At 72.8% G+C, this 26,778-nt stretch carries 26 protein-coding genes and 1 pseudogene; 17 read left to right on the forward strand and 10 right to left on the reverse strand.

Annotated features, from left to right (window positions below):
• The first annotated feature begins 125 nt into the window (after positions 1-125).
• The 11 genes and pseudogenes from ACIRSS_RS46710 (at position 126) to ACIRSS_RS46760 (ending at position 10,811) form a co-directional block, all read left to right on the forward strand.
• On the forward strand, positions 126-1,166 hold the full coding sequence (locus ACIRSS_RS46710; protein WP_400907905.1) for a LacI family DNA-binding transcriptional regulator: 1,041 nt from the start codon (positions 126-128) through the stop codon (positions 1,164-1,166).
• An 83-nt stretch (positions 1,167-1,249) separates the two neighbouring features.
• A complete protein-coding gene (locus ACIRSS_RS46715; RefSeq protein WP_400907908.1) occupies positions 1,250-2,383 on the forward strand; it encodes a DUF993 family protein in 1,134 nt (377 codons plus the stop codon).
• Positions 2,383-3,195, forward strand: coding sequence for a sugar phosphate isomerase/epimerase family protein (locus ACIRSS_RS46720; RefSeq protein ID WP_400907911.1), 813 nt, complete (start codon positions 2,383-2,385; stop codon positions 3,193-3,195). The genes ACIRSS_RS46715 and ACIRSS_RS46720 overlap by 1 nt, the downstream gene beginning before the upstream one ends.
• A 74-nt stretch (positions 3,196-3,269) precedes the next feature.
• Positions 3,270-3,386, forward strand: a pseudogene (locus ACIRSS_RS46725) (sugar phosphate isomerase/epimerase); the annotation flags it as partial.
• Positions 3,387-3,438: 52 nt separating this feature from the next.
• Entirely contained in the window at positions 3,439-4,101 is a 663-nt protein-coding gene (locus ACIRSS_RS46730; RefSeq protein ID WP_400907913.1) for an IclR family transcriptional regulator, read from the forward strand.
• Positions 4,102-4,147: 46 nt separating this feature from the next.
• Positions 4,148-4,858: a response regulator transcription factor gene (locus tag ACIRSS_RS46735; protein WP_400907916.1), complete on the forward strand. Its 711-nt coding sequence runs from the start codon at positions 4,148-4,150 to the stop codon at positions 4,856-4,858.
• Between the two features lie 2 nt (positions 4,859-4,860).
• On the forward strand, positions 4,861-6,159 hold the full coding sequence (locus ACIRSS_RS46740) for a sensor histidine kinase (RefSeq protein ID WP_400907919.1): 1,299 nt from the start codon (positions 4,861-4,863) through the stop codon (positions 6,157-6,159).
• Between the two features lie 95 nt (positions 6,160-6,254).
• A complete protein-coding gene (locus ACIRSS_RS46745; protein WP_400907922.1) occupies positions 6,255-7,646 on the forward strand; it encodes an amino acid permease in 1,392 nt (463 codons plus the stop codon).
• Complete coding sequence (locus tag ACIRSS_RS46750) at positions 7,643-8,398, forward strand: carbon-nitrogen hydrolase family protein (RefSeq protein WP_400907925.1); 756 nt, start codon at positions 7,643-7,645, stop codon at positions 8,396-8,398. Before ACIRSS_RS46745 ends, ACIRSS_RS46750 begins: the two co-directional genes overlap by 4 nt.
• Positions 8,395-10,086: a flavin monoamine oxidase family protein gene (locus ACIRSS_RS46755; RefSeq protein ID WP_400907928.1), complete on the forward strand. Its 1,692-nt coding sequence runs from the start codon at positions 8,395-8,397 to the stop codon at positions 10,084-10,086. Before ACIRSS_RS46750 ends, ACIRSS_RS46755 begins: the two co-directional genes overlap by 4 nt.
• 80 nt (positions 10,087-10,166) lie before the next feature.
• Positions 10,167-10,811: a TetR/AcrR family transcriptional regulator gene (locus ACIRSS_RS46760; RefSeq protein WP_400907930.1), complete on the forward strand. Its 645-nt coding sequence runs from the start codon at positions 10,167-10,169 to the stop codon at positions 10,809-10,811.
• A 97-nt stretch (positions 10,812-10,908) separates the two neighbouring features.
• Here ACIRSS_RS46760 and ACIRSS_RS46765 read toward each other — a convergent pair whose 3' ends face one another.
• Positions 10,909-11,643, reverse strand: coding sequence for a TetR/AcrR family transcriptional regulator (locus ACIRSS_RS46765; protein ID WP_400907932.1), 735 nt, complete (start codon positions 11,641-11,643; stop codon positions 10,909-10,911).
• A gap of 67 nt (positions 11,644-11,710) precedes the next feature.
• Between ACIRSS_RS46765 and ACIRSS_RS46770 the strand changes: the two genes are divergently transcribed.
• Together ACIRSS_RS46770 and ACIRSS_RS46775 are read left to right on the forward strand one after the other, a co-directional pair.
• Positions 11,711-12,577 (forward strand): alpha/beta fold hydrolase, encoded by an 867-nt coding sequence (locus tag ACIRSS_RS46770; RefSeq protein WP_400907934.1) that lies wholly within the window; start codon positions 11,711-11,713, stop codon positions 12,575-12,577.
• Between the two features lie 34 nt (positions 12,578-12,611).
• On the forward strand, positions 12,612-13,046 hold the full coding sequence (locus ACIRSS_RS46775) for a hypothetical protein (protein ID WP_400907936.1): 435 nt from the start codon (positions 12,612-12,614) through the stop codon (positions 13,044-13,046).
• A 359-nt stretch (positions 13,047-13,405) separates the two neighbouring features.
• Here ACIRSS_RS46775 and ACIRSS_RS46780 read toward each other — a convergent pair whose 3' ends face one another.
• Positions 13,406-14,647 carry a PucR family transcriptional regulator gene (locus tag ACIRSS_RS46780; RefSeq protein ID WP_400907939.1) on the reverse strand — a complete coding sequence of 414 codons (1,242 nt, stop codon included), beginning with the start codon at positions 14,645-14,647 and terminating at the stop codon, positions 13,406-13,408.
• 111 nt (positions 14,648-14,758) lie between these two features.
• On the opposite strand from ACIRSS_RS46780, the gene ACIRSS_RS46785 reads away from it, so the two are divergent.
• On the forward strand, positions 14,759-15,598 hold the full coding sequence (locus tag ACIRSS_RS46785; RefSeq protein WP_400908813.1) for an SGNH/GDSL hydrolase family protein: 840 nt from the start codon (positions 14,759-14,761) through the stop codon (positions 15,596-15,598).
• On the opposite strand, the gene ACIRSS_RS46790 is transcribed toward ACIRSS_RS46785, so the two are convergent.
• Genes ACIRSS_RS46790 through ACIRSS_RS46810 form a run of 5 tightly spaced genes read right to left on the reverse strand, consistent with a single transcriptional unit; the run spans position 15,588 to position 21,441 of the window.
• A complete protein-coding gene (locus ACIRSS_RS46790) occupies positions 15,588-16,106 on the reverse strand; it encodes a pyridoxamine 5'-phosphate oxidase family protein (protein ID WP_400907941.1) in 519 nt (172 codons plus the stop codon). The two genes, ACIRSS_RS46785 and ACIRSS_RS46790, sit on opposite strands and share 11 nt — an antisense overlap.
• Positions 16,107-16,108: 2 nt before the next feature.
• Positions 16,109-17,092 (reverse strand): LLM class F420-dependent oxidoreductase, encoded by a 984-nt coding sequence (locus tag ACIRSS_RS46795; protein WP_400907943.1) that lies wholly within the window; start codon positions 17,090-17,092, stop codon positions 16,109-16,111.
• A complete protein-coding gene (locus ACIRSS_RS46800) occupies positions 17,089-18,276 on the reverse strand; it encodes an acetyl-CoA acetyltransferase (RefSeq protein WP_400907944.1) in 1,188 nt (395 codons plus the stop codon). The genes ACIRSS_RS46795 and ACIRSS_RS46800 overlap by 4 nt, the downstream gene beginning before the upstream one ends.
• A gap of 4 nt (positions 18,277-18,280) precedes the next feature.
• A complete protein-coding gene (locus tag ACIRSS_RS46805) occupies positions 18,281-19,972 on the reverse strand; it encodes a class I adenylate-forming enzyme family protein (RefSeq protein WP_400907946.1) in 1,692 nt (563 codons plus the stop codon).
• A complete protein-coding gene (locus ACIRSS_RS46810; protein WP_400907949.1) occupies positions 19,969-21,441 on the reverse strand; it encodes a carotenoid oxygenase family protein in 1,473 nt (490 codons plus the stop codon). The genes ACIRSS_RS46805 and ACIRSS_RS46810 overlap by 4 nt, the downstream gene beginning before the upstream one ends.
• Positions 21,442-21,578: 137 nt before the next feature.
• Here ACIRSS_RS46810 and ACIRSS_RS46815 point away from each other — a divergent pair, with 137 nt between their 5' ends.
• Together ACIRSS_RS46815 and ACIRSS_RS46820 are read left to right on the forward strand one after the other, a co-directional pair.
• Positions 21,579-22,535, forward strand: coding sequence for a winged helix-turn-helix transcriptional regulator (locus tag ACIRSS_RS46815; RefSeq protein WP_400907951.1), 957 nt, complete (start codon positions 21,579-21,581; stop codon positions 22,533-22,535).
• Positions 22,536-22,606: 71 nt separating this feature from the next.
• A complete protein-coding gene (locus ACIRSS_RS46820; protein ID WP_086858770.1) occupies positions 22,607-22,792 on the forward strand; it encodes a DUF5302 domain-containing protein in 186 nt (61 codons plus the stop codon).
• A gap of 49 nt (positions 22,793-22,841) precedes the next feature.
• Here ACIRSS_RS46820 and ACIRSS_RS46825 read toward each other — a convergent pair whose 3' ends face one another.
• Positions 22,842-23,768: an MBL fold metallo-hydrolase gene (locus ACIRSS_RS46825; protein WP_400907954.1), complete on the reverse strand. Its 927-nt coding sequence runs from the start codon at positions 23,766-23,768 to the stop codon at positions 22,842-22,844.
• Positions 23,769-23,852: 84 nt separating this feature from the next.
• Between ACIRSS_RS46825 and ACIRSS_RS46830 the strand changes: the two genes are divergently transcribed.
• Positions 23,853-24,797 carry a LysR substrate-binding domain-containing protein gene (locus tag ACIRSS_RS46830; protein ID WP_400907956.1) on the forward strand — a complete coding sequence of 315 codons (945 nt, stop codon included), beginning with the start codon at positions 23,853-23,855 and terminating at the stop codon, positions 24,795-24,797.
• Here ACIRSS_RS46830 and ACIRSS_RS46835 read toward each other — a convergent pair.
• Together ACIRSS_RS46835 and ACIRSS_RS46840 are read right to left on the reverse strand one after the other, a co-directional pair.
• Positions 24,782-25,585: a serine hydrolase gene (locus ACIRSS_RS46835; RefSeq protein WP_400907959.1), complete on the reverse strand. Its 804-nt coding sequence runs from the start codon at positions 25,583-25,585 to the stop codon at positions 24,782-24,784. The genes ACIRSS_RS46830 and ACIRSS_RS46835 overlap by 16 nt on opposite strands.
• A complete protein-coding gene (locus ACIRSS_RS46840) occupies positions 25,582-26,655 on the reverse strand; it encodes a Glu/Leu/Phe/Val dehydrogenase dimerization domain-containing protein (RefSeq protein ID WP_400907961.1) in 1,074 nt (357 codons plus the stop codon). Before ACIRSS_RS46840 ends, ACIRSS_RS46835 begins: the two co-directional genes overlap by 4 nt.
• Positions 26,656-26,778 lie beyond the last annotated feature (123 nt).

Here is a 26,778-nt window from a genome sequence, read left to right on the forward strand (position 1 = left end):
CGCGCATTTCACTCGAACGGGTCAGGTCCCCCGGCCAGCGGCTTCTCCCGGCCCACCCCCCTCCCAGTAGATTGCACCGACCGAGCACGCCGAGACACTCGAGACCGATCTTGGAGGAGCCAGCCATGAAGGCCCGGCCGCACGTGACACTGGAAGACGTGGCACGCAGCGCGAACGTCTCGCTCGCGACGGCGTCGCGGGTGCTCAACGGCACCGCGTCCGTCCGCGCCGACCTGAGGGAGCGCGTTTCCGCCGCCGCGGCCGAGCTGGCCTACGCCCCCAACGCGCACGCGCAGGCGCTCGCCGGGGGCACCCACCGCACGGTCGGCGTGATCTGCCACGACGTCAGCGACCCGTACTTCGCCGCGATCGCCGGCGGGGTGATGCGGGTGGCCACCGACAACGGGCTGCTCGTGATGCTGGCCGGCACCTTCCGCGACCCGGACCGCGAAGTCGCCTACGTCTCGACGCTGCGCGCGCAGCGGGCCGCGGCGATCCTGCTGATCGGTTCGGCGTTCGAGGACCGCGCGTGGGAACGCGCGATGGCCGCCGAGCTCGAGCCCTACCGCCGCGGCGGCGGGCAGGTCGCGGCGGTCAGCCGCCACCGCGGGCTCAAGATCGACACCGTGCAGCCGGACAACAAGGGCGGCGCCGCGGCGCTGGCGAAGGCGCTGGTCGGGCTCGGCCACAAGCGGTTCGCCGTGCTGGCCGGACCGCGGAAGCTGAGCACCGTCATCGACCGGCTGGCCGGGTTCACCGACGCGCTCGCCGAACACGGCATCACGCTGCACGAAGACGACATCGTCGAGGCCGCGTTCACCCGCGACGGCGGCTACGAGGCGACGAAGCGGCTGCTCGCCGGCCGCAAGCGCAAGCTGCCGACCTGCGTCTTCGCCGTCACCGACGTGATGGCGATCGGCGCGATGACGGCGTTGCGCGAGGAGGGCCTGTCCGTCCCGGGCGACATTTCGGTCGCCGGCTTCGACGACATCCCGGTCGTCCGCGACCTCGCCCCGGCGCTGACCACCGTCCGGCTGCCGCTCGAAGAGCTCGGCGAACGGGCGATGGACCTGGCGATCAAGGGGGCCGGCGGCACCCGGCCGCGGACCGTCCGGCTGTCGGGCGAAGTCGTCCTGCGGGACAGCACCGCGCGCCCCAAACGCTGACCCGGTCGGGCCTTGTCGTGCTCCGGCACGGGCCCTACCGTGGAATTGAGAAAGCGCTTTCTGACTCTCGCGGAGGTCATCCGATGCTCGTGCTCCCGGTTCCCGGCGGCGGGCTCGTGAACTGGTCGCCGGCCGGCCCGCCGCGGCCCGCGCCGCCGGGCACCCCGCCGTCGTCGCGGATCGCCTACGCCGCCGTGCACGTCGTCGCGGACGCGCTCGCCGACGAACCCGGCGCGATCGACTGGGACACCACGCTGGCCTTCCGCGAGCACGTCTGGTCGTGCGGGCTCGGCGTCGCGGAGGCGATGGACACCGCGCAGCGCGGAATGGGTCTCGACTGGGCGGCCACCCGAGAGCTCGTGACGCGCACCGGCGCGGTCGCCGGGGGCCGCCGGTGGTGCGCCGGCGTCGGCACCGACCAGCTGCCCGCGGGTCCGGCCACCCCGGCGTCCATTGTGGACGCCTGGCGCGCGCAGCTGGACCTGGTCGGCGGCGCGGGCGCGGTTCCGGTCGTCATGGCGAGCCGGGCGCTCGCCGCGGCGGCCACGGGCCCGGACGACTACCACGCGGCCTACGGGAAGCTGCTGTCCGAGGCGAGCGGGCCGGTCCTGCTGCACTGGCTGGGCGAGCAGTTCGACCCGGCGCTGGCCGGCTATTGGGGCCACCACGACGTCCGCGCGGCGGCCCGGGAGCTCGCCGCGCTCTGCGCCGAGCACGCGGGCACGATCGCCGGGGTCAAGGTCTCGGTGCTGGACGCCGAGGTCGAGACCGAGTTCCGGCGCGCGCTGCCCGCCGGCGTCGCCTGCTACACCGGCGACGACTTCCACTACCCGCGGCTCATCGCGGGTGACGAGCAGGGGCACAGCGAGGCCCTGCTGGGGATCTTCGACCCGATCGCGCCGGTGGCCGCGGCGGCGCTGGCCCGTCTCGACGAAGGCGACCGGGCCGGGTTCGCGGCCCTGCTCGACCCGACCGTCCCGCTGGCGCGCGAGATCTTCCGCGCCCCGACCCGGCACTACAAGACCGGCGTCGTCTTCCTCGCCTGGTTGAACGGTCATCAAGAGCACTTCCGGATGCTCGCCGGGAGCGAGTCGGCGCGCACGATCACGCACCTGGCCACGCTGCTGCGGCTGGCCGACGAAGCGGGCGTGCTCGCCGACCCCGACCTGGCCGTCGCGCGGATGCGGCCGCTGCTGCGGGTCGCGGGGGTGGCGTGATGGACCCGCGGTTCAGCCTCAACCAGATCACCACGAAGGCGTGGTCGCTGCCGGAGGCGGTGGCGGGCTGCGCCGCGGCCGGCGTCGGCTGGATCGGGCTGTGGCGGGACAAGGTCGCGGAAACCGGCGTCGACGCGGCCGCGCGGCTGCTGAAGGACCACGGGGTGCGGGTTTCGTCGTTGTGCCGCGGCGGGTTCTTCACCGGCGTGACGCCGGACGGGTCCCCTGTGGACGGTGTGGCGCAGACGCGCGAGGCGATCGACGAGGCGGCCGCGCTGGGCGCCGGCGTGCTCGTGCTGGTCGTGGGCGGGATCGCGGGCAACGACCTCGCCGCGTCCCGGCAGCGGGTCGCGGACGCCGTGGGCGAGCTGGCGCCGTACGCGGGTGAACGCGGCGTGCGGCTCGGCTTGGAACCGCTGCACCCGATGCAGTGCGCGGACCGGTCGGTGCTGTCCACTGTGGACCAGGCGCTGGCGATCGCGGCCGAGCACCCGGCCGAGCAGGTGGGGGTGATCATCGACGAGTTCCACGTCTGGTGGGACCCGCGGATCGAGGCGTCGATCGCGGCGGCCGCCGGCCGGATCGCCGGGTTCCACGTGTGCGACGTGCTGGTGCCGCTGCCGGACCCCCTGCTGGGGCGAGCCCTGCCGGGCGACGGCCCGATCGACCACCGCCACCTGCGCGCGGCGGTCGAGGCGGCGGGGTACGCGGGCCCGATCGAGGTGGAGGTCTTCAACGCCGACCTGTGGGCCCGCCCGGGCGCGGAGGTACTGGCGGAGACCGTTGCGGCATTCGAGCGACACGTGGCCTGACCACGTCAGCACCGCCCCGGCAGGACGCCAAGGGCCGCCGGCCCGTCGCCCACTGCCCTCGCGCGGCGGTCGCGGCCGCGGGATACACCGGCCCGATCGAGGTGGAGGTCTTCAACGCCGACCTGTGGGCCCGCCCGGGCGCGGAGGTACTGGCGGAGACCGTTGCGGCGTTCGAGCGACACGTGGCCTGAACCGGTCCGCCTGGCGGTACGCTGGAACCACCAGGCGGACGGGGGTCGCTCGATGAAAGCAGACGACGACGGGTCCGTCCGCAGCGTGCTCCGCGCGTTCGACCTGCTCGCCCTCTTCACCGAACACCGGCGGACCTGGGCGGTCAAGGACCTCACCGCCGCCAGCGGCCTGGCGAAGACCACCGTGCTGCGGCTGGTCGCCACCTGTGAGCAGCGCGGCCTGCTCTGGACGCGGCCGGACGGGCGGATCACCGTCGGGCCCGGGATGCTTCGGTGGGCGCAGCTGGCGAACACCGCGTGGCAGCTGCCCGAGCCCGTTCGCCAGGTGCTGCGCGAGCTGGCGCAGGAGTGCCGCGAGACGGTCAACCTCTACGTCCGCAGCACCGGTGTGCTGGTCTGCGTGGCCCAGCAGGAAGGCCCGCTGGCCATCCGGCACGTCGGGCGCGTCGGCGACGAGCTGCCCCTCGGCTTCGGGGCCGCCGGGCGGGTGCTCGACGGTGCCGAAGGAGCCGCGGTCAGCCACGGCGAGCCGGAAGCCGGCGCGTCCAGCGTCGCCGCGCCCGTGCACGACGGTGACGGGCGCGTCTTGGCGGCGCTCGCGGTCACGGGACCGAGCAGCCGGTTCGGACCCGCCGAAGTCGCTGCGTTTACCGAAGCCGTGGCCGGTGCCGCACTGCGGATATCGCAGATCGGCCTCGGGACGCGGGCGGAATAGGCCACAGTCATCGGGAATCCGGTGGGTCGTTGGTTAGGCTCCCCGCATGCCGAACCTGCTGGTGGTGGAAGACGACGCGGCGATCGGCAGCGTGCTCGAATCGACTCTGCGACTGCACGGTTACCAGGTGTGCTGGCGCCGCGACGGCCGCACGGCCCTGCAGGCCGCCGAGGCCGGCGAATTCGACCTGGTGCTGCTCGACCTCGGCCTGCCCGACCTCGACGGCGTCGAGGTCTGCCGCCGCCTGCGGACCGCGTTGCCGGCCACCGTGCTGGTCATCCTCACCGCCCGGCAGGAGGAGATGGACGTCGTCGTCGGCCTCGACGCCGGTGCCGACGACTACCTGACCAAGCCGATCCGGCTGGGCGAGCTGCTGGCCCGGGTGCGCGCGCACCTGCGCCGCGGCGCGCCGGCCGGGGCCCGGCCGCCGGTGACCGTCGGCGGCCTGACCGTCGACATCGCGGGCCGCCGCGCCACCGTGGGCGGCCAGGAGGTCGTGCTGCGGGCGAAGGAGTTCGACCTGCTGGCGCGGCTGGCCGAGCAACCGGGCGTCGCCGTCAGCCGCGAGACGCTGATGTCCGAGGTCTGGGACGCGCACTGGTACGGCTCCACCAAGACCCTCGACGTGCACATCGCGGCGGTGCGCCGCAAGCTCGCGTCGGCGGCCGGCCCCGGGGTCGAGGTGCCCCGGATCGCCACCCTGCGGGGCCACGGGTACCGGCTGGAAGACCCGGCCCGGACCGTCGCCGAAGGGTAGCCGTGCGCCGCCGGATCATCTCCCTGACCATGCTGGCCGCGCTGGTCGCGATCGTGCTGTTCGCGCTGCCGCTGGGCATCGCGGTGATGCAGTACTACCGCGACGACACCAAGGGTGACCTGGAGCGGGCCGCGGACACCGTCGCGCTCGCCGTGTCGGGCGACCTGACCGCCGGCCGGACACCGACCCTGCCGCCGCTCGACCGGGCGGACGACGAGGTCGGCGGCGTGGTCGGGATCTACGGCCCGGACGCCCGGCTGCTCGCCGGGAACGGCCCCGCCGTCGGCGGCGCGGTCGAGCGGCAGGCGGCGAGTGCGACCGTGGACGTCGTCCTCGGCCGCGAAGCCGACGACGTGGTGCTGGCGGTGCCGGTGCTCAGCGGCACCCGGGTGACCGGCGTGGTCCGCGCGGCGCAGCCGATGGCGGAGCTGCGGATGCGGGTCGCGCTGACCTGGCTCGGCATGGTCGGGCTCGCGATCGCGGCGATCGGGGTGAGCTGGCTGCTGGCCCGGCGGTTCACGACCCGGCTGGTCCGGCCGCTGGAGGAGCTGGCCGCCGCGGCCGGGCGCCTCGGCGACGGCGACTTCACCGCCCGTGGCCCCCGGGCCGGGATCGCCGAGATCGACCGGGTCGGCGAGGCGCTGGACGCCACCGCGGAACGCATCGGCGAGACCCTCGAGCGCGAGCGCGCGTTCTCCGCGGAGGCGTCCCACCAGCTGCGGAACCCGCTGACCGGGCTGCGCCTGCAGCTCGAAGCCGCGTTGGAGACGCCGGCCGCGGACCCGTACGCGGCGATCCGCGCCGGGATCGCGTCCGCCGACCGGCTGGAACGCACCATCGAGGACCTCCTGGCGCTGGGCCGGGAGCGCCGGGCGCCGCAGGCCGAGCTCGACCTCGACGCCCTCCTGGAGGAGATCCGGCAGGCGGGCGAGGCGGTGCTCGGCCCGCAGGGACGCGCGCTGCGGATCACCCGCGAGGACCCGCCGACGGCGCGGGTGGCGGCCGCGGCGGTCCGCCAGGTCCTCGGGGTGCTGCTGGACAACGCGGCGACGCACGGCCGCGGCACCGTGACGGTGGTGGCCCGCGACGCGGGCGACGCGCTGGCCATCGACGTCGCGGACGAAGGCCCCGACCTCGGCGAAACCGACCCGTTCGCGACCGCGCCCTCCGGCCACGGCATCGGGCTGCGCCTCGCCCGGAGCCTCGCGGAGGCCGAGGGCGGCCGGTTGCGGCTGAGCCGGCCGGATCCGCCGACGTTCACGGTGCTGCTCCCGGCCGGTCACCGGAACGATTCGCCATGATTCGCACTCGCTGTGCAATGAATCACCTGTGATTCATCTGTACGCGCAATGTTCCCCTGTTTTGCGTGCCAGGAACGGCAGATACCGTCGTCGGCATGAATCTGCGGGCCGCGACGGTGCGGCGGAAACCGGTCGCCGATCTGGTCGCCGAAAGTGATCATGGCACGTTGAAGCGGTCGCTCGGGCTCGGGCAGCTCACCACGCTGAGCATCGGCGCGACGCTGGGCAGCGGGATCTTCGTCGTGCTCGGCGAAGCCGTCCCGGTGGCCGGGCCCGCGGTGGTGCTGTCGTTCGTGCTCGCCGGCGTCACCGCGCTGTTCTCCGCACTCTCCTACGCCGAGCTCGCCGGCATGATCCCGCTGTCCGGTTCGTCCTACTCCTACGCGTACGCGACGCTCGGCGAACTGGTCGCCTGGGTCTGCGGGTGGTGCCTGGTGCTCGAATACGGCGTCTCGGTCGCTTCGGTCGCCGTCGGGTGGGGGCAGTACCTGAACGAGCTGCTGCGGCTGGCCTTCGGCTTCGCCATCCCGGACGCGCTGAGCCAGCCGCCGGGGTCGGGCGGGATCGTCAACGTGCCCGCCATCGTCGTCGTGGTGCTGGCGATGTTCCTGCTGCTGTCCGGCGCCAAGGAGAGCGCGCGGGCCAACGCCGTCATGGTCGCGGTCAAGATCGGCACGCTGGTGCTGTTCTGCGCGATCGCGTTCACGGCGGTGCAGGCGCGGAACTTCTCGCCGTTCCTGCCGCTCGGGCTGGCCGGGATGAGTGCCGGCGGCGCGAAGCTGTTCTTCTCCTACATCGGGTTCGACGCCGCGTCGACCGCGGGCGAGGAGGCGAAGAACCCGCAGCGCGACCTGCCGCGGGCGATCCTGCTCTCGCTCGGCATCGTCACCGTGCTCTACTGCCTGGTCGCCGTGGCCGCCGTCGGCGCGCTGCCGTGGCAGCAGTTCGACGGCCAGGAAGCCGCGCTGTCGCACGTGCTGAGCGTCGTGTCGGGGAACCCCTTCTGGGCCGGCCTGCTCGCCGTCGGCGCGATCGTGGCGATCTCCAGCGTCGTGCTGACCGTCCTGTACGGACAGACGCGCATCCTGTTCGCGATGTCCCGCGACGGCCTGGTGCCGAAGTCGCTGTCCAAAGTGGACGCCAAGTCCGGCTCGCCGCGGATCAACACGCTGGTCGTCTCGGCCTTCGTCGCCGCCCTGGCCGCGTTCATCCCGCTCGGCAAGCTCGCCGACGCCACCAGCATCGGGACGCTGTTCGCGTTCCTGCTGGTCAACATCGCCGTCCTGCTGCTGCGCCGGCGCCAGCCCGACCGGCCGCGCTCGTTCCGCGTGCCGTTCTCGCCGGTGACACCGATCCTCGGCGTGCTTTGCTGCGGCTACATGATGTTCAGCCTCGACGGCGCCACCTGGGTCGTCTTCGGCGGCTGGATGGCCCTGGGCCTGCTGATCTACTTCGGCTACGGGATCCGGCGGTCGAGGCTGGCATGAGGGTCGCGATCCACCAGGGCCCGGTCGACGCGCTGCCGGACGCGGTCCGCGCGGCCGGCGCCGACCTCGTCGTCACGGCCGAGATGAGCACCACCGGCTACCACATCGGCGCGCGGACGCACGAACTCGCCGAGCCCGCCGACGGACCGACGGCGGCGAAGATGTCCGCTCTGGCAAAGGAAACCGGCACCGCGCTGGTGTACGGCTACCCGGAGTCCGACGGCGGGACCGTCCACAACAGCGTCCAGCTCGTCGACGCGTCCGGGCGGCGGCGCGCGAACTACCGCAAGACGCACCTGTTCGGCGACCTCGACAAGGCGTGGTTCACCGCCGGCGACGAGCCGGTCGTGCAGGCCGACGTCGCCGGTGTCCGGGTCGGGTTGCTGATCTGCTACGACGTCGAGTTCCCCGAACTGGTCCGCGCGCACGCGCTGGCCGGCACCGAACTGCTGGTCGTGCCGACCGCGCTCATGAGCCCCTACGAGCTGGTCGCGGACACGCTGGTGCCGGCGCGGGCCTACGAGAGCCAGCTGTTCGTTGCCTACGCCAACCGTTGTGACGTCGAACAGGAGCTGACCTACTGCGGCCGCTCCTGCGTCGTCGCCCCGACCGGTGAAGTGCTGACCCGCGCCGGGGCGGGTCCCGCGCTGATCACCGCTGAAGTCACCCGCGACGCGCTCACCGCGTCGCGGCTGGAGAACACCCACCTGGCCGACCGGCGGCCCGAACTGTACCGAGGAACCACCGCATGACCTCCGCCTTACCCACCGCGATCCACCACGACGAACCGGCGGGCCGCCCGATCACCATGTTCGGCCCCGACTTCCCGTTCGCCTACGACGACTACCTCGCCCACCCCGCCGGGCTCGGTGCGATCCCGGCCCACCGGCACGGCACCGAGGTCGCGGTGATCGGCGGCGGCCTGTCCGGCGTCGTCACCGCGTACGAGCTGATGAAACTGGGCTTGCGGCCGGTGGTCTACGAAATCGCCGAACTCGGCGGCCGGCTGCGCACGGTCCGGTTCCCCGGCTGCCCGGACGACGTCGTCGCCGAGATGGGCGCGATGCGCTTCCCGCCCGCGTCGACCGCGCTGTTCCACTACATCGACAAGGTCGGCCTCGAAACGACGCCGTTCCCCAACCCGCTGGCGCCGGGGACGCCGAGCACGGTCGTCGACCTCAAAGGACAGAGCCACTACGCGCGCACGCCCGAGGACCTGCCCGCGGTCTTCCGCGACGTCGCCGCGGCGTGGGACCGGACGCTGGCCGAGCACGCGTCGTTCGCCGAGATGCAGACGGCGATCCGCGACCGCGACGCGAAGACGATCAAGCGGCTGTGGAACGAGCTCGTCCCGCGGCTGGACCACCAGACGTTCTACGGGTTCCTCTGCGACTCCCCCGCGTTCGCTTCCTTCCGCCACCGCGAGATCTTCGGCCAGGTCGGCTTCGGTACCGGTGGCTGGGACACCGACTTCCCCAACTCCATCCTGGAAATCCTGCGCGTCGTCTACACCGGTGCCGACGACGAGCACCGCAGCATCGTCGGCGGCAGCCGGCAGCTCCCGTTGCGGCTGTGGGAGCACGCGCCCGCGGAGACCGCTTTCTGGCCCGCCGGAACGTCGTTGGCGTCCTTGCACGAGGGCGGCCCGCGCCCCGGCGTGACGAGGCTGCACCGGACCGCGCCGAACAACATCACGGTGACCGACTCCTCCGGCCACATCCGGACGTTCCCGGCGGCGGTGTTCACGGCACAGAGCTGGATGCTGCTGTCCAAGATCGAGTGCGACGAGGCCCTGTTCCCGATCGACCACTGGACGGCGATCGAGCGCACGCACTACATGGAGTCGTCGAAGGTGTTCGTGCCGGTGGACCGGCCGTTCTGGCTCGACCCCGACCCGGCGACCGGCCGCGACACGATGAGCATGACGCTCACCGACCGCATGCCGCGGGGGACGTACCTGCTGGGCTCCGACCCGGACTCGCCCGCGGTGATCTGCCTGTCCTACACGTGGGCCGACGACTCGCTGAAGTGGCTGCCGCTTTCCGTCGGTGAGCGCGTCGAGGTGATGTTGCAGTCGTTGCGCGAGATCTACCCGGGCGTGGACGTCCGGCGGCACATCATCGGCGACCCGGTGACGGTGTCGTGGGAAGCGGAGCCGCACTTCATGGGCGCGTTCAAGGCGAACCTGCCGGGGCACTACCGCTACCAGCACCGGCTGTTCACGCACTTCATGCAGGACTCGCTGCCGGCGCGGTACCGGGGGCTCTTCCTGGCGGGCGACGACGTGTCGTGGACGGCGGGCTGGGCGGAGGGCGCGGTCCAGACGGCGCTCAACGCGGTTTGGGGCGTGCTGCACCACTTCGGCGGGGGAACCGATCCGGTGAACCCGGGGCCCGGGGACCTCTTCGAAGACCTCGCTCCGATCACTCTCCCGGACTGAGCGTGCCCCGATCGGGGATCGGCGTCCGACATCGTGCCCACTGCCCTGCCCCGCCCCACCCCACGTGCGACGATGGGACCATGAACACCGAGCCGGCGCCGAGATGGCGAAGACTGGAACCGGACGAACGGAAGGAACAGATCTACGCTTGCGCGGCGCGGCTGTTCGGTGAACGCCCCTACTCCGAAGTGTCCACTTCGGACATCGCCGCGGCGGCCGGGGTCGCGCGGGGGTTGATCAACCACTACTTCGGCACGAAACGCGAGCTGTACCTGGAAATCATCCGCCGCGCGCTGACCGTGCCGCGGCTGGCCGTGGAGATCCTGCCCGACGGGCCGCTCGAACTGCGCGCCGACGTCGCCATCGAGTGGTTCCTCGACATGGTCACCAGCCAGGAGCGGATGTGGCTCGCCGCCATCGCGCCGGAAGGCATCGGGCGCGACCTCGAAGTCGAGCGCATCCTCGAAGAAGCCGACCGCGAATCCGCCGACCGCGTGCTCGAAGCCGTCGGGCTTTCCAGCGCGAGCGAGCACGGCCCCGAGCTCAACGCGCTCGTGCGCGCGTTCGGCGGGATGGTGAAGTCCGCCGGCCGGGAATGGCTCGTGCGCGGATCCCTGACCCGCGCCCAGGTGCACCTGCTGCTGTCCAAGTCGCTCGTCACGCTCGTCGGCGAGATCTTCCCGGCGATCCAAGCGGAACCGGCGCACCCGAACGGTCCGGAGTAGACCGAAGCCCCCGGCGCCACGAGGGGGAGGAGGGCGCCAGGGGCTCCGGGTCAGCGGGCGAACCGCCGACGCACGTCCACGGTACGCCGGGCCGCTGTCAAGTCGCTGTCAACCCCGATCCGCCCAGTTCGCCGAGGCGGCAGGCCAGCCCGTCGAGGCACCGGCCGACCGCGTAGTCGTACAGCTGTGCGTAGTAGCCCGCCGCGAGGTCGGGATCGCCCATCAGGTCGTGCATCGCCGCGCCGAGTTCGGCCATGCCCGGCAGGTCGGCTCGTTCGCGGTAGGTGGCGTACTCCTCGGTGTTGTCGATCCGCAGCGCGAGCGCGCCGTCGCGGTCGTCTTCCATCGCGACGAACTGGCACGCCGTCATCAGCAGCAGGTTGTACGCCAGCACGCTTTCGCGGCCGAAGCCCGCCTTCAGCAGCACGCCGACACCGGCGTCGATGCTGCGCGTCGCCGCTTGGACCGACGGGCCGAACAACGCGAGCCGCCGCGCGCAGCCGGGGTACGTGCGCAGCACCGCGCGCAGCGAGGCCAGCAGTTCGGTGAACCAGTCCTGCCACGGCAGGTCACCGGCCGGCAGCTCGAGCAGGCCGACCACCCGGTCGACGACGGCGTTGACCACCGCGTCCCGGTCACCGACGTGGTGGTAGATCACCGCCGGGTAGGCCTCGACGGCGCGCGCGAGCTCCCGCAGCGTCCAGTTGTCGAGGCCGCGTTCGGCGGTCAGGGTCGTCGCGGCGTCGATGATCCGGTCGGCCGTGAGCGCCGGCAGTCCCGCCGCGGCGCGCGACCGCGGACGCTGGCCCGTGCCCGAGGATGAGGTCGGCATGGGGGGTAACGGTAACCGCACGAGTGGGACCCGTGCCAGCGCCGCGGGGGTACGGCAGGATCGGGGTATGGCACGCGCACAGGCCAACGGTCTCGAGCTCGAATACGACACCTTCGGCGATCCGGACAATCCGCCGCTGGTGCTGGTGATGGGGCTCGGCGCCCAGATGATCACCTGGGAGGACGGCTTCTGCGAGCTGCTCGCCGCCCGCGGGTTCTTCGTGGTCCGCTACGACAACCGGGACGTCGGGCTCTCGACGTGGCTCGACCACCTGCCCGCGCCGGACCTGGCCGCGCTGGCCGCCGGCGACCTGGCGACGGCGCCGTACCTGCTCTCGGACCTGGCCGACGACGCCGTCGGGCTGTTCGACGCCCTCGGCATCACCCGCGCGCACGTCGTCGGCGCGTCGATGGGCGGGATGATCGTGCAGCAGCTGGCCATCGACCACCCGGACCGGCTGTTGTCGGTCACGTCGATCATGTCGACCACCGGCGACCCCGCGGTCGGGCAGGCCGAGCCGTGGGCGCTGGGGCTGCTGGCGCGCCCGCCCGCGTCGACCCGCGAGCAGGCGCTCGCCGACAGCGTCGAGGGCTACCGGAAGCTCGGCTCCCCCGGCTACCCGGACGACGAGGCGTTCCTGCTGGCCAAGGCGACGCTGCACTACGACCGCGCTCGCCACCCGGTGGGCACGCTGCGCCACGCGGCGGCGGTGGTGGCCTCCGGCGACCGCACGTCCAGGCTCCGCGACGTCCGGCTGCCGGCCCTGGTGATCCACGGCGACGCCGACCCGCTGATCGACGTGAGCGGCGGCAAGGCGACGGCGGAGGCGATCCCGGGCGCGGAGCTGCTGGTGATCCCGGGGATGGGGCACAACCTGCCGCGCGCGGTGTGGCCGGCGCTGGTCGAGGCGATCGGGCGCGTGACGGGTCAATAGCGCGTCAAGATCCGGGGGTCCGGGCGTAGGGAATGTGTCCTGGATCATGCTCGCCGGCCGGGCCGGGGCTTGGCTGGACGGCATGAGTGGTGGCTTCGGGTTCCCGTTCGGCTGTGGGGCGGCGGTGGTCGCGGTGGTGCTGGCCGACGTCGCCGGGGCGACGCGGAATCCGTGGTACGCGCTGGTCACGCTCGGGCTGGTGGTGCTCCTGACCGGCTTCTGGAGCTCGGTCACCGCCGCGATCGGGGTCGCGGTGGTGGCGTGGGCACTGGACTCGGGGTTCGTCCTGGGCCGGGCCGGGGAGCTGCGGTTCGACGCGGCTTCGGCGCTGGCAGCGGGCGTCCTCGCGGCGGCGGTGGTGGCGGGGGTGGCCGCGCGCACCGCCCGGCGCCCGGCCCGGGTCCGGATCCCGGCTCCTCGCCGCCCGGCCGCGGTCGACTCGCCGCGAACGGTCAGCCCGGTGAACTGAGGGGTGTCGTGGCGGGATCGGGAGGCTCGCCCCGAACGGTGAGCCCGGCGAACTGAGGGGTGCCTGGGCGGGATCGGGAGGCTCGCCGCGCACGGTCAGCCCAGTGAGCTGAAGGGTGTCTTCGCGGGATCGGGAGGCTCGCCGCGACCGGTCAGCCCAGTGGACTGACGGGTTTCCCACCGCGATCGAAAGGCTCGCCGCGAACGGTGAGCCCGGTGAACTGAAGGGTTCCTCACCGCGTTCGGAAGGCTCGCCGAGGCCGGTGCGCCCCGACCACTCGCGCGCGAGTGGCTCGCCGGGCCGGCAAGCGGCACCTCCGCTCCCGTCGGAACGCCGCGATGACCTGCGCGGGGCCCCGGTCACCCGCGCCGCGGCTCCGAAGCGCGCCGGGCCGCCAGCGCCGCGATGATCCGCGGCAGGCCCGCCGGGTGCAGCGGGTCGATGCCCGTCAGCTCTCGCACCCTCCGCAACCGGTAGTCGACCGTGTTGGGGTGGACGTGCAGGCGGGTCGCCGTGCGGCGGCGGTTCGTGTCCAGCTCCAGGTACGCCGCGAGCGTCTCGAGCAGCTCCGGGTGCGCGTCCAGCGGCGCGAGCACCGCCGCGAGCCGGTCGCGGGCCGCGCCCGGGCGCGTGAGCTGGTACTCCACCAGGACGTCGTCCAGCCGGTACAGCCCCGGCGGGCGCCCGAACCAGCGCAGCACCTCGAGGACCTCCCCCGTCCGCCCGGCCACGTCGCGGACCTCGGACGGCGCCGCCGTCTCGGCCGCGGCCAGCACGTCGACGCCCGCCGCGCGCCCGGCCGTGTCCAGCAGCGCCCGCCACTCCGCCACGTCGGCGAGCCGGCCGGCCAGCGGCAGCAGCACCAGCCCGCCCGGCCCGTCCAGCGACGCCAGGACGCCCTCGCCGCAGGACTGTTCGAACGCGGCCAGGAACCGCCGCAGCTTCCGGCGGATCGCGATCCCGGCGTCGACGCCCGGTGACGCCTCGTCGGCGTGCGGCCCCAGCTCGACGCTCAGCACCAGGTACCGCGCGGGCAGCGTGAGGCCGGCGCTGCGGGCGACGCCGTCGACCGGGCCGCCCTCGGCCAGCACCGAAAGCAGCGTCCGACGCGCGGTGTGCTCCTGCCCGACCTTCGTGCGCAGCTCCTCGAGGTAGCCCCGCGTGACGGCGCCGGTGATGGTGCCGACGAACGCGAGCACCCGGTCGGCGACGTCGAGGAGGTCGGCGACGTCCGCGCGGCCCGCCTCCGCCGAGCCGACGGCGAAGATCTCCCGCGCGCCGACGTGGTACGCGGTCAGCACGGCCTCCAGCGGAAAGCCCTCTTCCGCCCGGCGCACCGCGGACGCGCCGATCTGCCGCAGCTCGGCGTCGTTGAGCTGCCGGTCCTCGCGCAGGCTCCGGGCGAACGCGCGCACCGCCTGCCGGGTGATCCGCGCGATGTCGCCGGCCAGCTCCTCGACCGGCAGCCGCCGGTAGTCGGCGACCTGCTCCTGGATGCGCGTCAGCACCCGCGCGATCAGCTCCGGCTCCTCGCGGGTCAGCCGCTCGTGGACGCGCTGGCCGCCGAGGATCAGGTCGCCACCGGCTTTGTGCTCCGTCACAACCGATCCCCTCGTTCTCTGCCCGGATTCCCAGTCAATCCGGGCAGCCTCGGTGCCGATGGTGTCACGGAAGCCAACCATCAGCACTACGTCAAGGAGGACGGCGTGCGAGTGAGGACAACGGCGTTCATCACGATCCTGGTCGCGGCGCTGGCGACGACCGCGGGCACGGCGGCCGCGGCCACCGGCGGGTACGTCGCCCTGGGGGACTCGGCGGCGGCCGGTCCGCTGATCCCGCCCCCGGACCTCTCGTCCCCGGGCTGCCTGCGGTCGCTCGCGAACTACCCGCACGTCGCCGCGCAGCGGCTGGGCGTCCCGCTGAAGGACGTCACGTGCTCCGGCGCGACGACCGCGGACATGTACGCGCCGCAGTCGACGGAAACCGGCGCGGTCCCGCCGCAGCTGGACGCGCTGAGCGCGGGCACGAAGACCGTCACGGTGACCATCGGCGGCAACGACGTCGGCCTGGTCGGCGCCGCCACCAGCTGCATCAACCTCTTGCCGGGCATCAACCCGGACTGCGTCGACCGCTACACCGCCGGCGGCCACGACCAGCTGGCCGAGAAGATCGCCGCGTTCGAGCCGACGTGGGGCGCGCTGCTGGACGCGATCCACGCGAAGGCGCCGAACGCCGACGTCTTCGTCGCCGGGTACGGCACCTACCTGCCGCACAACGGGTGCTGGCCGGTCGCGCCGCTGACCCCGCGCGACGCGAACTACATCCAGGGCAGCATCGACAAGACGAACGCGGCCCTGGCCCGGCAGGCCGCCGCGCACAACGCGCGGTACGTCGACGTCCGGACGGCGTCGATCGGGCACGACGTCTGCAAGCTGCCCGGCGTCAAGTGGTTCGAGAGCGTGATCCCGACGGCGGTCGCGGCCCCGCTGCACCCCAACGCCACCGGCATGCGGCACATCGGCGCGGTCGTGGCCGCGGCGGTCAGCGGGTGAAGTCCCAGCGGGACGCGCCGTGGGGCTCGGCGCCCGCGACGCCGATCGCCCGGCTCGGCGCCAGCCGGTACAGGAACCACGGCGCGGGACCCGCGCTCGGCGCCATGAACGGCGCGTTGAAGCCGCCTTCGTACACCGTCGCGGGCCAGCCGCCCTCGCGGTAGACAGCCGCCACCCGCTCGAGGGTGGCGGGATCGGAAATCCGCTCGGCCTCGCCCTCCAGGGTGAGGTCGAGCCCCTTCAAGCGCACCGAGACGCTGCACGCCGGGTTCGCCGCCAGGTTGCGGGCCCGGCGCGTGCCGTCCCCGCTGACGAAGTAGAGGGCGTCGTCGACCCAGATCGCGCCGACGCCGGCGGCGTGCGGCCGCCCGTCGGGGCGGACGGTCCCGACGAAGAACGTCAGGTTTTCGTGCGGGGTCTGGGTCGCGAGGAGGTCGCGCGCCCGGCTCCACGGCAGCTCCGGGCGCCCGTTCTGGTCGAGGTTCTTGGTCTTCGTCGGCTCAGTCATGCCTACGCGTCGAACGAGCCGGCCGCGGATCGACACGCGGCGAGGGTTTTCGCGCCACCGGGATCGTCATCGCTGGTCGCGGGCACGATCGCCAGCTCGTCGACCCCGGCTTCCGCGTACTCCCGCACCTTCGCGGCGATGTCTTCGCGGGACCCGACGAGGCCGACCGCGGCGATGGCCTCCACCGGCACGGCCGCCAGCAGCTCGCGCGGGTGCGGACGGGTGCGCGCGAAGTCCACCAGCTCGCCGAAGCCCGCCGCGCGGAACATCTCGCCGTACCCCGGCGCCGCCAGGTAGCCGACCACCCCGCGCCGCAGCTGCTCGACCTCCGCGGGGCCCGGGTCCACCGCGCCGACCACCCACGCGGCCACCGGCGGCGGCGCCACCTCCGCCCGCGCGGCCGCGTCCCGCAGCCCCCGCACCAACGAAGCCGCGGCGGCCGGGCTGACCAGGTTGACCACCATCCGGTCGGCGTGCCGCGCGGCGACGCCGAGGGCTCGCGGGCCGAACGCGGCGATCGTCAGCGGCGACTTCGGCGCCGCCAGCCGCAGCCGGTACCCCCGCGAGCCGACCACTGATCCGTCCACAGTGGACTTCTCGCCGGCCAGCAGCTGCCGCACGGCGATGGCCGACTCCTCCAGCGCCGTCGCGGCACGAGCCCGGGACCGGCCGTGCCAGCCGCGCACCACGACGTCGCTGGACGTGCCCAGCGCGACGCCGGTGGTCCGGCCGGTCAGGGCCGCGACCGACGCGACGCCCATCGCGATCGTCGCCGGGTCCCGCACGGTCACCGCCAGCGGCCCGAACGTCAGCGAAATCCGGGAGGTCGCCGCGCCGATCGCGGTCCCCAAGGCGAACGCGTCCCAGGTCGCCATCTCGCCGATCCACAGTTCCGGGTACCCGGCGGCCTCCGCGGCGCGCGCGGTTTCGAGGGCTTCCTCCGGCGGGCGGTCCTGCCAGAGTCCCAGCGACACCGAAAGCCTCATGCGGTGACCACCATCGTGACGACCGTGGTGAACGAGCCGCCGACGTTGAGCGTCAACGCCGTCCGCGCGCCCTCGACCTGCGTTTCGCCCGCGGTCCCGGTCACCTGCCGGGCCGCGTCGCGCAGCATCCGGACACCGGTCGCGCCGACCGGGTGGCCGAGCCCGATCAGGCCGCCGCCGGGGTTGACGCCGGCCGCGTCGAGCCCGCCGCCGGCGATGAACTCGCCCCCGCCGCCGGGCGGTGCGGCGCCGAGGTGCTCCAGCGCGACGAGCCCGGTGATCGTGAAGCAGTCGTGCAGTTCGACGACGTCGAGCGCGTCCGGCCCGGGCACGCCGGCGCGGTCGTAGGCGTCGACGACCGCGCCGCGCAGGTGCGGGAACAGGTACTCGCCGTCCGCGGCCAGCTTCTCGGCCAGGCCGATGTGGGAGGTGCGGTGCCCGAAGCCCGCGATGCGCGGGAAGCCGCCGCCGAGGCGTTCGGCGAACGCCGGCGAAGCCAGCAGGACCGCGGCGGCGCCGTCGGTGATCCGGCCGCAGTCCTGCTTGCGCAGGCGGCCTTCGATCAGCGGGTTCAGCTCGTCGTCGGTTCCGAAGGCGCCGTCCGGGAAGCGCCAGTCACGGGCCTGGGCGAGCGGGTTCCGGGCCGCGCGGCCGAAAGCGTGCGCGGCGAACTGCCCGAGGTGCTCGGGATCGAGGCCGTACCGCTCGTCGTACGCGGAAGCGACGTCGGCGAACAACGCGGGCCACGGGAACTTCGCGCCGACGGCCTCGTGCCCGGCCCACGCGGCGGACCCGAGGTGCTCGGCCGCGCGCTGCCCGTCGACGTTGCGCATCAGTTCGACGCCGACGACCAGCGCCAGGTCATAGCGGCCCGCCTCGATGTCCGCGCACGCGGCGAGAACGGCGGTGCTGCCGGACGCGCACGCGGCTTCGTGCCGGGTCGACGGGACGCCGTCCAGCTCGGGCACCGCGGCAACCAGCAACCCGCCGAGCTGGGCCTGGCCGGTGAACAGTTCGGCGGCGAGGTTCCCGACGTGCGCGACTCCGACGTCTCGAGCCGACACCCCGGCGTCCGCGAGGGCGGCGGGCACGACCTCGGCGAACAGCTCGAGGATCCCGCGCCCCTCCTTCGCGAAGTTGCGCGCGAAGTCGGTCTGCGCCCCGCCCAGCACGAACACCGTCATGGCCTCACTCCAGACTTTTCCGCAGCTGCCGCTTCAGGATCTTCCCCACCGGGTTGCGGGGCAAGGCGTCGGCGTACTCGAGCCGCTCCGGCAGCTTGAACGCGGCCACCTTCTTCTCGCGCAGGTACGCGACCAGCTCGTCGAGCGACGGCTTGCGCGCGCCGGGCACGACGACCGCGCAGACCCGCTCCCCCATGACGTCGTCCGGGACGCCGATGACCCCCACGTCGGCGACGTCCGGGTGCCCGGCCAGCAGGCCTTCGACCTCGGCCGGGGAGATGTTCATGCCGCCGCGGATGACCAGGTCCTTCATCCGGTCCACGTACTTGAGGAACTGCGCGCGGTCGCCGGCGATCTCGAAGACGTCGCCGGTACCGAAGTGCCCGTCCTCGTCGAACGACGAGGTGTCCAGGGGCTCGCCCAGCCGCGTGAGGTAGCCGGCGAACACCGTCGGCCCGGCGATGTGCAGCTCGCCGGGCCGCCCGGGTTCGGTCACGTGCTCGCCGGTGACCGGGTCGTGCAGCCGCACCGACGTCCAGCCGGCGACGGGTGTCGACCAGGTGACGTCGGAGGCGTAGTTCGGGAAGAAGCTCGCGCGCTGGTCCGGGTCCGGGATGTCGGCCGGGCCGGACAGCAGCGCGGTGCCCTCGTTGGAGCCGAAGAAGTTGATGATGTCGATGCCGTACCGCTCGGCCCAGCTGCGCACGAGCCACGGCGAGAGCGGCGCCGAGCCCGACCCGATCTTGCGCAGCGCCGAGATGTCCACTCCGGACAGGATCTTCTCGTTGTGCAGCAACATGGTCAGCAACGCCGGTGGCGCGAGCGTGTACGTCACGCGTTCGGCGGCGAGCTGGCCGAGGAACACCGGCAGGTCGAACGGGTGGTGCGGGACGAACACGGCGCCGGTCAGCAGCCAGGGCAGGAACATCCCGCCGATGCCGGCCATGTTCGTCATCGGGAACGGCGACAGCAGGACGTCGTCGCGGGTCATCCCCGCGGCCTGGACGCAGCCGCGCGCGGTCGCGAGCCAGTCGCCGTGGCAGCGCGGGACCGCCTTCGGTTCGGCTTCGGTGCCGGACGTCCAGCAGATCGTGACGCAGTCGTTCACGTCGGCTTCGGTCAGGTGCGAGTCCAAAGTGGACCGCTCCGCTTCGGAAAGCGGGTCTTCGGGCCAGGCCAGGGCGCCGGCCGGTTCGTCGTCCCCCCGGGCGACGACGAACCGGACCGACGGCGCCGCAGCGCCGATTAGCCCAAGGGCCGCCCCGGCGAGCTCGTGCTCGCCGTATCTGGATGCGGTCACCACTCCCACGGCCCCGGTGCGCCGGCACATCGGGCCGAGTTCGTGCTCCCGGTAGGACACCGGGAACGGGGTGACGATCGCGCCGATCCGCACGATCGCGAGGAACGCCTGGACCAGGGCCGAGCAGTTCGGCAGCTGCACGGCCACGACGTCGCCTGCTCGCACCCCTCTGGCGAGCAGGAACGCGGCCAGGACGTCGACGCGTTCGTCGAGCCGGTTCCAGGTCCACCGCACCGGGTCGCGTCCGACCAGTGCGGCGGTGTTCGGTGGATCGACCAGCGCGAGACCCTCCGGGTCGGCACTGACCCGCTCCTTCACGAGCCGGTCGATCGTCTCCGCACTCCACCATCCCCGCGCCCGGAAGTCCCGGGCGCGACCCTCTCGATGGCATCTCATGAACGGAGGTTTTCCAGCTGGTCCGCCCGGACCCAGGTCGCGTGAAAACCGAGCGGGACACGCTGGGGAAGCAGGACCCTGGCCACGGGTCCGGCAGCGAGATCGGCGGCGTCGAAGATGTCCAGTTCCGAGCGTCCCTCACGCTCGTCCTGCACGAACGTCACCAGATAACCGTCCGCCGAATCGGCGGCTGCTCCGTCGCGGGGTGCGAACGGGGCCTCACTGCCCCACCGGCCGGGACCGAACCGGTATTCGGTCTTGGAGCCGGCAAGATTGTCGTAGCGCACGAGCCCGTCGAACTTCAGCGTCGACTCGGGCGAGATGTGCACCGCGTAGGAGTACCGGTTCGTCCGGCCGACGGCTCGGGAGTCGACGGTCGGGAACTCGGTGTTGGCGTCGTCGAGCGGGGCCTCGCGGCACGCGCCGGTCCGCAGGTTGAAGCGGTAGCGGTGCAGCTGGGCGTCGAGACGCAGGTAGGAGAGCATCTTCGCGAGCGGCGTGTGCGCGTCGGCCCGCGGGGCGGGCTTCCGCACGCGGCAGACGTCGAGGACGACCTCTTCGCCCTGCTCCCAGGCGTTGACGACGTGGTAGATGTAGCACGGGCTCGCTTCGAACCACCGGATCTGGCTACCGTCTCCGTAGCGTGGCATGACGCCGAAGCGGCTCGGCATCGAACGGTCGAAGTGCAGCTTGTGGCGGCCCAGCTTCGCGGCTTCGGCGTCTTGGACCAGTGGCAGGTCCATCAGCACCGCGTGGTGCTCGGTGATGGCCATGTCGTGCGGCAGGCGCGGACCGGGCAGCTCGACCTCGGTCGTCTTGACGACCCGGCCGTCCGCGCTGATCACGCCGTAGCGCAGGTAGGGCGGACGCGGGCCGTAGTCGAACCAGAACAGCTCGCCGGTGGCCTCGTCCACCTTGGGGTGGGCCATCATGTCGCCGACCAGCGTGCCGAGGAAGTCTTCGGCGCCGAGCGTCTCCAGCGAGAGCGGGTCGATGCCGTACGGCGAGCCGCACAGGTACCAGGTCGCGAGGATCCGGCCGCGGTGGAAGATCACGTCGGTGTTGGCGTTGTCCTTGAGGCCCAGGCCGTGGCTGTTGCCGAAGGGGTTGCCCGCCGGGTTCTCCATGACGCCGGTCCAGAGGCCCTTGCCGGCCGCGGACTCGGCCTCGAAGGCCTTCGTGCGGACCCAGCGGTTGCGGTAGCGCGCCTTGCCGTTCTCCAGGTGGACGGCGTGGATCATGCCGTCGCCGTCGAACCAGTGGTAGCGGCCTTCCGGGGCGAACCGCGGGTTGGGGCCGTTGCGCAGGTAGACGCCGTTGAGATCCTTCGGGATCTCGCCGATGACCTGCAGGTCTTCGGCGTCGATCTCGGTGCCGACCGGGGCGTAGACGCCGAGCAGGTAGGGGTTTTCCTCGCCGGTGTCCGCCGTCCGGGCCACCATCAGCGGCTGTTCGGAGGTGCTGGTCATCGGGCTGCTCCCTGACTCTCGGGCTCACCGCGCTGGCTGATGGGGATGAGACTATGATTTGTGTACCCAGCTGTCAATAGGCTTCTTTTGGTGTAGTCAGGTGCTACTCTGAGGCCGTTAGTAACAAGGGGGATGGTTTGGTCGAGGCGACTGCACAGCGCGTCCGGCCGGCGGGGGATCCGCTCCGCCGGGCGCTCGAGCTGGTCGGCGACCAGTGGACGTTGCTGATCTTGCAGAGCCTGTTCCTGCGCTTCCGGCGGTACGAAGAGCTGCGGCTGCGGCTGGGCATCTCGCCGACGGCGTTGTCCGGGCGCCTGCGGGACATGGTGGACGCGGGCATGCTCACGCGCGTGCCGTACCGCGACGCGCGCCGCACGCGGCACGAGTACCGGCTCACCGAGCGCGGCCTGGAGCTGTGGCCGCTGCTGATTTCGATCTGGGCGTGGGAGCGCGAGTGGGTCGAAGGCCGCCGCGAGGTGCTGCCGACGCTGATCCACCTCGACTGCGAGCTGGCTACATCAGCGCCCCTCGGCTGCGGGGCGTGCGGGCGTCGCGTCGACGCGCGTGACGTGCGGGCGTCGCGGCTGGACAGCACCGGTGTCGCGGCCGCGACGGCGTCCAAGCGCTTCCGCCGCAAGGACGCGGAGTCCCTGGCCGGCGACCCGATGATGTTCTTCCCCGACACGATGGAGCTGCTGGGCGACCGCTGGTCGACGGGCCTGCTGGTGTCGGCGCTGCTCGGCTGCCGGCACTTCTCGGAGTTCGAGCGCGAGCTGGGGATCGGGCCGAGCGTGCTGTCGGCGCGGCTGAGCAAGCTGGTCGAGGTGGGCGTCCTGCGGACGGGCACGGCGGCGACGCGGACGGACGCGCGCGACTACCGGATGACGGCGAAGGGGCTGGCGTTCTTCCCGGCGCTGGCGTTCATCGCGGAGTGGTCGCGCGGGTTCGAGGTGACGGGCCAGGAGCCGGACATCACGTTGCACCACGTGGAGTGCGGCAACCGGCTGCGGCCGATCCTGCTGTGCGACCACTGCGGCCGCCCCCTGACGCGCAAGTCGGTGCAGTTCGGCGGAGTTCCGTCCCCGAAACGCTGAAATCGACTCGCCAAGCGGGTGCGCGGCTGCCAGGCTGGAGTGGTCACACGTCGTCGTTTTCGGAGGTAGTCATGAGTGAACCGACCCCGTCGCCCAGCGGCGAGGAGGACGACGTCAAGCGCAAGTTCCGCGAGGCACTCGAACGCAAGCAGGCGCACGCCCGCTCAGGAGCGTCCCACGAGAACGGCGGCGGCAAGAACCAGCACGCCCACGGGCCCGCGGCCAACAAGCGGACGTTCCGCCGCAAGAGCGGCTGAGTGTTCTTCGAAGGCCCCCACCTCGATCGGGTGGGGGCCTTCGGCGCGTCTACGGGGTGAACTCCCCCAGGTGGTCCAGGACCACGAACCCGCTCGCCGGGCTCGCTGCCGCCACCGCCTTGCGCAGCACCTCCAAGCCACCGTTGGGGTCGTGCGCCTGCCCGAGCGGCAGGTCGAAGTCGTCCCAGTGCGTCGCCGCCACGTACCTCGGGTGGCCGAGGGCCGACAGCAGCCGCGGGACGTAGCCGGTCACCTTCGAGCCGCCCACCGGCAGCAGCACCACGTCCGGGCGCAACCCCGTCAGCTCGGACTCCACGTAGTTCGAGCCGCCGAAGTTCAGCACGCTCGCCCCGCCGCCCGTGACCGCGTAGGCCAGCGTGCCGCCCTCGACCAAGTCCGCAATGACCCGCGGCCGATCCCGGCGGGACAGCGGCCGCGTCCCCGGGAAGGGCACCTGAGCCCGCGCCCCGACCGCCGAGTGCAACGACCGCAGCACTCGGATCGAGTAACCGTCGAACGTCAGGTCTTCGCCGCCGGTCGCGAGGGACAGCTGGTCCTCCGGAGCACCCAGGGCCGCCATGAGACTCAAATGGGTCTCGGTCCCCAGCACCGTCGCGCCGGTGCGTTTCGCCAGGTAGGGGACGTCGGTCAGGTGGTCGTAGTGGCCGTGCGTCACCAGGATGTGGTCCGCGCGCAGGAAGCCACGGTCCAGGTAGCCGTCGATCAACGCGCGGTTCACCGACAGCGGCGTGCGCGGGTCCGCGCCCGCCGGGGTGTACGTCCCCGTCTTGAAGCGGGTCGGCCACGGGTCGATCAGGACCGTCTTCGTCCCGATGCGGATCTCCCAGCCGTTGTTCCCCCACCACCGCAGCGTCATCCCCGACGTACCCGGGGCGGCGACCGCCGCCGGGGCGCCCGCCAGGATCGCCGCCGCCGCGGCCCCCGCGCCGAACAGTCCTCGTCTGCTGACATCCATGCCGGGCACCAGACCACGAACCCGGCGGCGCTGTCCAAGATCGGCACGTCGGCATGTCGATATGCGGACGAGTATCGTCGCAGCGTGGACCACCTCCGTTCGCTGCGGTACTTCCTCGTCGTCGCCGACGAACTGCACTTCGGGCGCGCCGCCGACCGGCTCGGGATCGCGCAGCCGCCGTTGAGCCAGCGCGTGAAACGGCTCGAAGCCGAGCTGGGCGCGAAGCTGTTCGACCGCGGCCGGCGCGTCACGCTCACCGAAGCCGGCGAAGTGCTGCGCGCGGAGGCCCGCGACCTCCTGAGCCGCTGGGACCGCATGACGACGCTCGTCGCGAAGGCAGACCGCGGCGAGCTGGACGCCCTGCGCGCGGGCGTGCCGCCGGAGCTGCCCGGCGCGGTCCTCGCCGCGATCCTGACGAAGTTCGCCGGCGAGTGCCCCGACGTCCGGCTCGACCTGCAGGAGCTGACCACGGCCGAGCAGACGCGCCTGCTCGCCGAGCGTTCGCTGGACGCGGGACTCCTGCAGCTGCCGGTGGACGTCGTCGGGCTGGAGCTCGGCCCCGCGATCGACACGCCGCTGGGCGTGGTGCTCCCCCGCGACTCACCGCTCGCGCGCCGGTCGGAGCTGGCGCTCGCCGACCTGGCCGGCGAAGGGCTGGTGCACGCGCCGCGAGCGGCCGCGCCGGGCAGCTACGACGCCCTGCTGCGCACGTGCTGGGACCACGGTTTCCGCCCGGCGGCGGTCCGGCACGCCCGCAACCCGGAGTTCGCGCTGGGCCTGGTGCTGGCCGGCCACGGCGTGGCGTTCGAGCCCGGGCCGCGCAAGGAACCACGCGTGGTGTGGCGGCCGCTGACCGGTGAGGTGCTGCGGTCCCGGATGGCTTTCGCATGGCCCCCGGCGAGCAAGCACCCGCAGGCCGCGAAGCTGGCGGAGATCGCGGCGGGTGTCCTCGAGGACGACGGGGTGTCGCGGATCGTGCCGGAACCGCAGAGCGCCCGCCCGTGGGACGTCTTCTACGACCGCAGCTGATCCACCGCCGCGCGGGCCGCGTCGCCTATCGCGCGGTCGATGTCCGGTCGTCGCAGCGTTTCCGCACCTCCCGCCGTGAACGCCGCCACCGCGTACGCCTCTCCGTCCGGGTACGTCACCACGCCGATCTCGTTGCGGATCCCCGGCATCGTCCCCGTCTTGGCCGCCACCGCCACCGTCGGCGGGAAGCCCGCCGTCAGGCGGTGCCAGCTGACCTGGGCCGACATCCACCCCAGCACCTCGGCACCCGGACCCCGGTCGCCCCACATCGCCGCCAGCAACGACGTCATCTCGCGCGGCGTGGTCGAAGATGTCCGAAGTGGATCCAACGCCCGCAACGGCACCCCGGCGGAAGTGTCCTCCATGATCGTCCGCAGCAGCTCGCGCGGAGGGCCGATGACCGACGTCCGCGACAAACCCAGTTCCGCCAGCAAGGACCGCACGTTCTCCACGCCGACCCGGTCGAACAGCAGATCCGCGGCCGTGTTGTCCGACACCGTCAACGCCAGCAGCGCCGCGTCCCGCAGGCTGTACGAGACGTCGTCCGCGAAGCCCGCCGAACCGGTGCCGCCCAGGCGGTCCGCCGCCGTCGCGCGGACGCGGTCCGCCGGGTCCAGCAGCCCCGCCGCGACCTGGCGGGCGAACTCGTACGCCAGCGGCACCTTCACCACCGACGCCAGCACCACCGGCTCGTCCGGGTCGAGGCCGACAGAGGAAGAAGAACCGAGGCGGCGGGCGTGCAGGAACCCCCGCACGCCCACCGCCTCGAACACCGCGGCAAGACTCACACAGTCATGATGGACCGCAGCCGCCCGACCTCCGCCATCCGGCGCTCCGCCAGCCGGTCGGCCGCCGTCGCCGGGGGCACGCCGTCGGCGTCCGCCAGGGCGAACACCGCCTTCGTCGTGTCGTAGATGGCTGTCGTCTTGCGCTTCGCCCGCTCGAAGTTGAAGCCGTGGCGCTCGTCGTCGACCTGGATCACGCCGCCGGCGTTGACGAGGTAGTCCGGGGCGTACAGGACGCCGCGGTCGGCGAGCTGCTTGTCGATGCCCGGGTGCGCGAGCTGGTTGTTCGCCGCGCCGCACACGATCTTCGCGCCGAGCACCGGCACCGTCGCGTCGTTCAGGACGCCGCCCAGCGCGCACGGCGCGAAGACGTCCAGCTCGGTGCGCAGCAGGGTGTCCACATCGGACACCACCTGCACGTCCGGGTAGATCGAACGGGTGCGCTCGACGGCGGGGGCGTAGACGTCGGTGATCGTCACCTGCGCGCCGGCGTCCACGAGGTGCCCGACGAGGATGTGCCCGACCTTGCCGACGCCGGCCACGCCGACGCGCTTGCCCGCGAGGTCCGGGCTGCCCCAGAGGTGCTCGGCCGAGGCACGCATGCCCTGGAAGACGCCGAACGCGGTGAGCACGGACGAGTCGCCGGCCCCGCCGTCTTCGGGCGAGCGGCCGGTGACGTACCGGGATTCGCGGGCCACGACGTCCATGTCCTGCACGTACGTGCCGACATCGCACGCCGTGATGTAACGGCCGCCCAAGGACTGCACGAAGCGCCCGTACGCGCGCAGCAGCGCTTCGGACTTGAGCGTCTTCGGGTCGCCGATGATGACGGCCTTGCCGCCGCCGAGGTCGAGCCCGGCCAGCGCGTTCTTGTACGCCATGCCCCTGGACAGCGCGAGCACGTCGTCGAGCGCGTCCGCTTCGGTGGCGTAGGGGTGGAAGCGCGTCCCGCCCAGGGCGGGCCCGAGCGCGGTGGAGTAGATGCCGATGATGGCCTTGAGGCCACTGGCCTGGTCGTGGCAGTACACGACCTGTTCGTGCCCGGTACCCCGGGCGAACACTCCTTCGGTCACGGTGGTGACTCCTTTGTCATCCGCGCCCGGTTCGTGGCCGGGACGCGCTTCACGGGTTGGCGGGAGCCCGGCGGAGGTCGTCCGCTCGGGTGCCCGGGACCAACCTAGATCCCCGATGATCGC

It is taken from the genome of Amycolatopsis sp. NPDC101161, from assembly GCF_044768185.1.
Lineage (GTDB): Bacteria > Actinomycetota > Actinomycetes > Mycobacteriales > Pseudonocardiaceae > Amycolatopsis.

Excerpts from the sequence above, each read along its gene's own strand:
- ACIRSS_RS46710 (WP_400907905.1), top strand. The coding sequence starts at position 126 with ATGAAGGCCCGGCCGCACGTGACACTGGAAGACGTGGCACGCAGCGCG.
- ACIRSS_RS46820 (WP_086858770.1), top strand. The coding sequence starts at position 22,607 with ATGAGTGAACCGACCCCGTCGCCCAGCGGCGAGGAGGACGACGTCAAG.
- ACIRSS_RS46760 (WP_400907930.1), top strand. The coding sequence starts at position 10,167 with ATGAACACCGAGCCGGCGCCGAGATGGCGAAGACTGGAACCGGACGAA.
- ACIRSS_RS46735 (WP_400907916.1), top strand. The coding sequence starts at position 4,148 with ATGCCGAACCTGCTGGTGGTGGAAGACGACGCGGCGATCGGCAGCGTG.
- ACIRSS_RS46765 (WP_400907932.1), bottom strand. The coding sequence starts at position 11,643 with ATGCCGACCTCATCCTCGGGCACGGGCCAGCGTCCGCGGTCGCGCGCC.
- ACIRSS_RS46730 (WP_400907913.1), top strand. The coding sequence starts at position 3,439 with ATGAAAGCAGACGACGACGGGTCCGTCCGCAGCGTGCTCCGCGCGTTC.
- ACIRSS_RS46795 (WP_400907943.1), bottom strand. The coding sequence starts at position 17,092 with ATGAGGCTTTCGGTGTCGCTGGGACTCTGGCAGGACCGCCCGCCGGAG.
- ACIRSS_RS46715 (WP_400907908.1), top strand. The coding sequence starts at position 1,250 with ATGCTCGTGCTCCCGGTTCCCGGCGGCGGGCTCGTGAACTGGTCGCCG.
- ACIRSS_RS46755 (WP_400907928.1), top strand. The coding sequence starts at position 8,395 with ATGACCTCCGCCTTACCCACCGCGATCCACCACGACGAACCGGCGGGC.
- ACIRSS_RS46825 (WP_400907954.1), bottom strand. The coding sequence starts at position 23,768 with ATGGATGTCAGCAGACGAGGACTGTTCGGCGCGGGGGCCGCGGCGGCG.
- ACIRSS_RS46770 (WP_400907934.1), top strand. The coding sequence starts at position 11,711 with ATGGCACGCGCACAGGCCAACGGTCTCGAGCTCGAATACGACACCTTC.
- ACIRSS_RS46805 (WP_400907946.1), bottom strand. The coding sequence starts at position 19,972 with ATGAGATGCCATCGAGAGGGTCGCGCCCGGGACTTCCGGGCGCGGGGA.
- ACIRSS_RS46750 (WP_400907925.1), top strand. The coding sequence starts at position 7,643 with ATGAGGGTCGCGATCCACCAGGGCCCGGTCGACGCGCTGCCGGACGCG.
- ACIRSS_RS46720 (WP_400907911.1), top strand. The coding sequence starts at position 2,383 with ATGGACCCGCGGTTCAGCCTCAACCAGATCACCACGAAGGCGTGGTCG.
- ACIRSS_RS46800 (WP_400907944.1), bottom strand. The coding sequence starts at position 18,276 with ATGACGGTGTTCGTGCTGGGCGGGGCGCAGACCGACTTCGCGCGCAAC.
- ACIRSS_RS46790 (WP_400907941.1), bottom strand. The coding sequence starts at position 16,106 with ATGACTGAGCCGACGAAGACCAAGAACCTCGACCAGAACGGGCGCCCG.
- ACIRSS_RS46810 (WP_400907949.1), bottom strand. The coding sequence starts at position 21,441 with ATGACCAGCACCTCCGAACAGCCGCTGATGGTGGCCCGGACGGCGGAC.
- ACIRSS_RS46745 (WP_400907922.1), top strand. The coding sequence starts at position 6,255 with ATGAATCTGCGGGCCGCGACGGTGCGGCGGAAACCGGTCGCCGATCTG.